The organism is Pirellulales bacterium (genome assembly GCA_019694455.1).
In the GTDB taxonomy this organism is placed as follows: Bacteria; Planctomycetota; Planctomycetia; order Pirellulales; family JAEUIK01; genus JAIBBY01.
This window is the reverse complement of sequence record JAIBBY010000106.1, coordinates 1-6,753: the sequence shown is the minus strand read 5'-3', so window position 1 is coordinate 6,753 and position 6,753 is coordinate 1. Positions and strand designations below refer to the sequence as shown.

Sequence of the window (6,753 nt, the reverse complement as noted above, 5' to 3'; positions counted from 1 at the left end):
CGGCGAGGTGGAAGCGGCCGGTCGCCGCCGTGTGGCCGATGTCGGCCAGCCGCTGGTCGGTGGTCTCCAGATGGTCGGCGTAGCGCTGGGCCAGTTGGCGCAGGGCCTGGGGGGTGCGGGCCGAGAGGCACAAGGGGTGTGGTTCGCTGGCGTCGGCCAAGGGCGTGGCGAGCGGGGCCTCCTCGAGCACGACATGCGCGTTGGTGCCGCTCAATCCAAATGCGCTGACGCCAGCACGACGGACGACCTGCTCCCGCGGCCAGGCAATCAATCGGTCGTTAATGCACAGTGGCGAATCTTCGAATCGCACAAAACGGTTGGGCGAATCGAAATGCAATGTCGCCGGAAGCTGCTCGTGCTCAAGGCTTGCAACAACTTTGGCGACACTCAACAAGCCCGCCGCCGGCTCCGCATGTCCGATCTGACTCTTGAGAGAACCAATGCGACAGAACTGGTTTTGGACAACAAACCGCTGAAATGCGGCCTGCAGACCTTGAATCTCAATGGGATCGCCAATGGCGGTGCCGGTGCCGTGTGTCTCGACATAGCTCAAACTGGCTGGCTGGATTTCAGCAGATCGCCAGGCCGACACGAGACAGTCGGCCTGCGCCATCGGGTTGGGCGCCGTCAGTCCATTGGAACGTCCGTCGCTATTGATCGCGCTGCCCAGTATCACCGCATGAATGTAATCTCGATCTCGAATGGCGGAGTCTAACGGTTTGACGAGAACCGCGCACACTCCCTCCGCCGGCACGAATCCGTCGGCGCGATCATCAAACGCCTTCACTTTGCGATTGGATGCGAGCGCGCCCATCGTTTCGAAGGCGGCAAAGTTGAGCGGTTGCACATTGAGATGCACGCCACCAACCAGCGCGTGATCGCATTCCCCCGACTTCAAACTTTGTAGCGCCAGATGCAGCGCCACCAGCGAAGAGCTACATGCCGTATCGACCGTAAGACAAGGACCACGCAAATCGAGAAAGTAACCGATTCGGCTGGCAAGAATTGACGGCGTCAGTCCGCTCGCCCAGTGTTCCGCGTGCTCGACATTTGGCGCAGCGACAGTCACCTGGGCGCCAGCGCCGACAAACACGCCGGTGCGCGTGCCAGCAAGACGTTCGCCGCCATAGCCGGCGTTTTCCAGCGCCTCGTACGCTGTTTCCAGAAAGAGCCGCTGCCGCGGTTCCATGACGGCAGCCTCGGCCGGCGAAATACGAAACAGGAGCGGATCAAAACAATTGACTTCGTTCAGAAACCCGCCAATTGGCGGCGATCCATTCGCGGCGACCTCTTCCGCGCGTCGTTCCACGGAAAGTGGCCCCACGGCATCAGTTCCAGCGGCCAGTAATCGCCAGAATTGTTCCAGGTTGTCGGCGCCAGGAGAGCGGACCGCCAAACCGACAATCGCAAATCGCGGCGGCGCCACTGATTTCGGCTCCACCGGCGCTTGATCTGGCACAATCGGTTGCAGAACAGTCGTTGCGCTGGCCACAGTGCCCGACAATTCAACGATCGGCGCTGGCGGAACATGCTGATTCTTCGAGGAAGGCGGCTTAGCCACCAGTGGTTTCAGGTGAGTGGCGAGCTTCGCCACGGACGTATGCGCGTATAAGTCGGCGGGTGTTAAGATCGAAACTCCCAATCCGCTCTTGAGCTCACGCACAATTTCAAGCGCCAGCAGCGAATCGACGCCGAGTTCGCTAAAGGGGCGCTCGCGCGACAGTCGCTCCGGCCGTAACTTCAACACCCGCGACACGATTTGAGCGACGCGGTCGGCCACCGCGTGCTCCGTGCCGGTCGCTGAACTTGCCGAGAAGGTATCAGTCTCGAGGGGGGCCGCGCCTGGCTGCTCGAACGAAGCTGAGGAAAATGCCTTACCGCCGGAAACACTCGGTCGGCTCGCGTCGGACTGGGCGACCAATAGCTGTTGTCCGGTATTCGGAAATCGGCTCGTCGGTTCTGGGTAGGTGCTCGAGCTTCCAACAAATCCGCTGGCGGTGAGCAAATCGCTCCATGCCGACGCCGACACCAGTGGCGAATCAACCCGCAATTCATGATCTGTGAATTCCCACCAGCCGGGCGTCAGCGCGAAGGTGAGATCGGCATAGAACTTGTCTCGCGTGGTTTCCACCAGCAGCAGCGTGCCACTCGGGCGCAACAACTCGCGAACGTGCCGCAGCGTAGCCCGCAGGTCGCGCGTGGCGTGCAACACATTGGCGGCAACCACGCAATCGAAGCGTCCCAGTTCAATACCTTGATCGCTTGCCGATTGGTTAATGTCCAGTCGCGCGAAGCGCACCCCTGGCTTATCGTGAAACCGTTCCGCCGCACGGCGCAAGAACGCCTCGGAGATGTCGGTATGCCAATATTCGATATTTCTGCCTTCAAGTCGTTCCAGCACGCATGCCGTGGTGGCGCCGGTGCCGCCGCCGATTTCAATGATCTTGAACGGCTCATCCTTTGCGATTGGCGCCGCCGCCACAGCGCTGGCGACCATTTCATGAAAGTACCTGGCGAACGGCGAAGATTCGTACAGCCGTTGAACCAGTTCAGTGGAGCCGGCAGGGAAGAGCGCTTCAACCGCGGTTCGTTCACCGCTCAACACAGCGCTAAGTTGTTCTCCAGCGCGCGAGAGCAAATCCAATTCTGCGCTAGCCTGCGGATAGCGCATGCGCGCGTCATGCGTGAGGCTCTGGGGCGCATTGCGCAGCAAATGGCGCGTTGCTCGCAGTCGGCCTCTATTCATGCTGACCAGTCCGGCCGACTCCAGCATGCGAAAAAAGCGTCGAACCAGTTGCCTGTAGAGCGGCAGGGTACGAGGTAGGTTCCGTTCGAGGTCGTGCCAATCGTGATAGAATTGGCTCTCGGTTTGGAATACTCCCCATTGGGCAAAGAGGCTCTCGACATAAGCGACGCATACTTGATCGAACACCTCATCGATGCCGCGATAGGCCTGCATCTCTTCCGTCAGCGCGCTCGTCAGACGCTCTGATTCGAGGATGAGGGGCGCTGTACGCGCGACCGGAATCAATTCCTGGCCGTGGGGTATCTGAATGCCAAAACGTTCGCGCGCGAGGTTGGCAATTCCGATCTGGGCGCGCCCGAGGCTTATCGCCGTTTCCCAACACCAGGCGCCTAGCTCGCTGGAGATCGCCTCCACTCCGCGCTGGCGCAGAGATTGCTCATAGCGTTCGGAGGCGACGACCCCGGTTTCCCCCCAATAACCCCAATTGATCGCTAGTGCCGGCAGCCCCAAGGCGTGCCGGTGCAGCGCCAGCGCGTCTTGAAAGGCGTTTGCCGCCGCGTGGTTTGCCTGTCCCTCGCCGCAGGTCAAAGACGACAAACTGGAAAACAGGCAAAAGAAATCGAGTTCGAAGCGCTGGGACTCTTGGTGTAAATGCCACGAACCGGCGACCTTTGGCGCGAGCACCGCCGCCAATGTCTCGCGATCCATCAAGGCGACCACGCGGTCCCGCAAGACGCCGGCGGCATGCACGATGCCATCTAGTCGACCGTGTCGTGCCTGGATTTCACTGAACAACCGGCGAACGTCAATGCTGTTGGCTATATCCGCCGCGACCGGCCATACCTCCGCGCCGCGCGAGACAAGCGCGGCAATTGCGTTGCGCCGCCTTGTCGACTGCTCGATGGGAGTGCGGTTGACGAGGATCAGTTTGCGGCCAGGGGCCGCCAGACGCTTTGCGACCTCCAGACCAAGGCCAGTTTGCCCTCCGGTGATCAGATAGATCCCATCCGCCCGCAATTTCGGCGTAGCATTTGACAGCTCTCGCTGGTCAAGCGCGACCAAGCGTCTAACATAGCGCTGACCGCCACGACGCCAGACGACAATGTTGTGGTCAATTTCGCGCGCTTCCGCAGCCAAAATCTCTCGTAACGATTCCGGCGCATCCTGGGAGGAAATGTGCAGTGCTCGCGTCCGTATCTCTGGATGCTCTTTGCTGGCAGCAGTCAAATAGGCGTGAACGGCTGCAATGTCCGCCGGCAAGGTGTGGGCCTGAGGACCATTGGGCGCGGGCGTGGTGACGATGAATAGCGCGGCTGGCGACTTGTCGCTAGCCGTGATGCCACGCAGCAGATCGGTCAGCGAAGTCAACTGTTGTTCGACGATTCGTCCGACCGCATCGGCATCTTCTGTCAACGTGGCGCCTAGTGCGCTTTGGATGCCATAGATCAACCACCTGTTTCCCAGATCAACACCCGTGAGTTGATCTGCGCGAATCGATGTTGCGGAAATGTCGCTCAATATGCGATCGATTCCGGCCAGAGCTGGCGGTGTAATTTGGTTCCAGACGATCTCGACTTCCGCCGTTGCGCGGATCGTGAGGGGAGATTCGTCCCAATGGACGTCAAAAAACCATTCGGCCGCTTGTGAAGCTTCTGCTTGCGGTTGTGAACGAGTGGCGATTGGGCGTGAAAATTCAATGCCCGACGCCCGCAACACCATGCGCTGACTCTGATCGACGAGTTCAAACGAGCAGATCGCTCCGCCAGCCGTTGGCCGGACTTCCGCTCGGCAACTCACCTCGACCGGAAGCGACTCAAGCACTTCGATCTGCCCGATTTTCGTCGGATAGTACTCAGTCGCGGCGACTCGGGCCGCCAACATTCCAGCAACTTGGAAGGCGCCCTCGAGAATTGCCGGATGGACGACGTAGAGTTCTTGGTCCGGCCAGCGCGTTGGCGCGCGTAAAGTGGCTAGGACGCGGAAGTCGCTGAAGGCGGCTTCTTGAATAGTTTGGAAATCGGCAAGGTAATTGAATCCCAGATTCGCGATCTCGCGATAAATCGTCTCCGCCTGAATTGGCGATGAGGCTGAGTCGCAATGGTCGTCGAGCAAGGGCGCTGATTTGGGCGCTCGTTCAACGAAAATCAATCCAGATGCGTGTTCACTGAGTTCGGACGCGCCCGCCGGGAACGATCGCACGCAAAAACGTTTTGCGCGCGCTCCAGGTTCCTCACGAAGTTCCAGTTGGACCAAGACTCCATGGCGGGCATCGATTTCTAGCGGCGATCCAAGCATCACCTCCTTGAGCGACCATGCCGATTCAATCAGTTGGTGCTGACTTGCCGCGAGAGCCATTTCGATCTGCGCGCTGATTGACAGCGCTGTGTGGTTTGCAATTTGCATTCCAGCACAGACGTCCTGTCGGACATCGCACAGTTTTCGGTAGATGGCCACTCGGTCTACCCTTCCGACGGTTGCCGCGAATGTCGCCCCATGAGCAGCGAGCTAGCGAGCCGCGGCCTGTCCATTTTCGGACGCGACGCCTTCGCCAAGGCATTCGTCCAAAAGAGGATGGCGCAGCCGCATAGATGGGGCACGAACTAACGGCATCGACGAGTTGATTTGGGGCGGATTGGGCGTGACCCAAAAGCTCTGCCGACGGAACGAACGGGTCGGCAGGTCAAGCTTTCGTTCCGAATTGGAGCGGCGCGGCGCCCAAGTCGGATTCAGGCCACATTCGTACAGTTTACCCAAGATTTGGAGGATTTTCTCCCAATTCTGTCCGCCGGTTTCGAGAACCCGGTAGCATTGGCTTTCTGGCAATTCCGAATGGAGACGCTCCTCAAGTCGCGAATTCGGCCCAATCTGAATAATCAGATTAGGAGACTTTTGCCGGAGCATGGCGAGGCCTTGATCCAAGCGGATGGGGGATTGCCAGTGGTTACCCCACCCAGCCCAGGCGCCGTTAGGGGTATGGCAACAGGTTATCCACGCGGGTTCAGCCGGCATCGTTTCGTGAAACCGATTCATGGTTTCCGTGGCAGGCCCGACGAACTGCGAGTGATGCGGCTTGTTGATCGTGGTGATGCGATAATCGATGCGTGCGTCCGTTAAGGCGGCACGGATCTCGTCGAGGTGATCTTGCTGTACGCTGATTATTAGTTCTTCCGCGGCAATGACTGCGGCGATGGAATACTGCGAGACGTGCGCGGCTAGCGCGCGTTCGAGTGAATCAGATTTGGCGGCTACGCGGACATGGATAGTTCGCAAATTCAATGACTTGAGAAGCGTTGTTCGATGGCGGAGTAGATCGACCGCATCTGAAAACGTGATCGCTCCGCTGATGCAGGCGGCTGCGTAGTCGCCCGTTCCGTATCCGCAGATCACATCGGGAGCGATGCCAAGCTGTCGAAGCATTTCGGCCGTGGCAAATTGATTTGCGAACAGGGCGATTTCTGCTTCATTGAACGTGCCATGCGCTGCGGCAAGCTGCTCCGCCGATTCACATGTTTGCCGATAGTTGTTCGATCGCGCGATGAGATCCGAAGCAAAGTCGCTGTCCCACTCTTCTTCATTGGCGAAGACAAACGCGACGCGCGGCAATTGTTCGTTTGGCGCGGGGGCGAGTTGTTTCGTCGTGGATAGTTCGTCGAGCGCTATCTGCAACTGACTGGTCGTCGCTGCTACTTTCGCCCAACGGACTTGTCCTTTTTGACTGCGCTGTTGCAAGGTATAGGCGATATCCCCCAGTTGCGTTAATGGATTTTGCTGAAGATAGCGCGACATCCGGTTTGCGAGGTCATGCAATTCATCTGCATCGCGGGCGGAGAGCGTGATCAGTTGTGGTTCGCGGTTCTCGCTTTGTAGTGGAACATCGGCCGGCGGTTCCTTTAAGAGGAGATGGGCGTTGGTGCCGCCGAATCCGAAGGCGCTGACGGCGGCACGGCGGGGCTGTCCGGGGGGGGAGTTCCAGGGTCGCAGGCGATCGTTGATCCAGAAGGGGGAGT

The 6,753-nt window shown here is 59.2% G+C and carries 2 protein-coding genes; both read right to left on the bottom strand.

Annotated elements, in window-relative coordinates:
* A partial coding sequence (locus K1X71_20825) for an SDR family NAD(P)-dependent oxidoreductase (protein MBX7075593.1) occupies positions 1–5,101 on the bottom strand: 5,101 nt, incomplete at its 3' end.
* 150 nt (positions 5,102–5,251) lie between these two features.
* On the bottom strand, positions 5,252–6,753 hold a 1,502-nt coding region (locus K1X71_20820; protein MBX7075592.1), incomplete at its 5' end, for an acyltransferase domain-containing protein.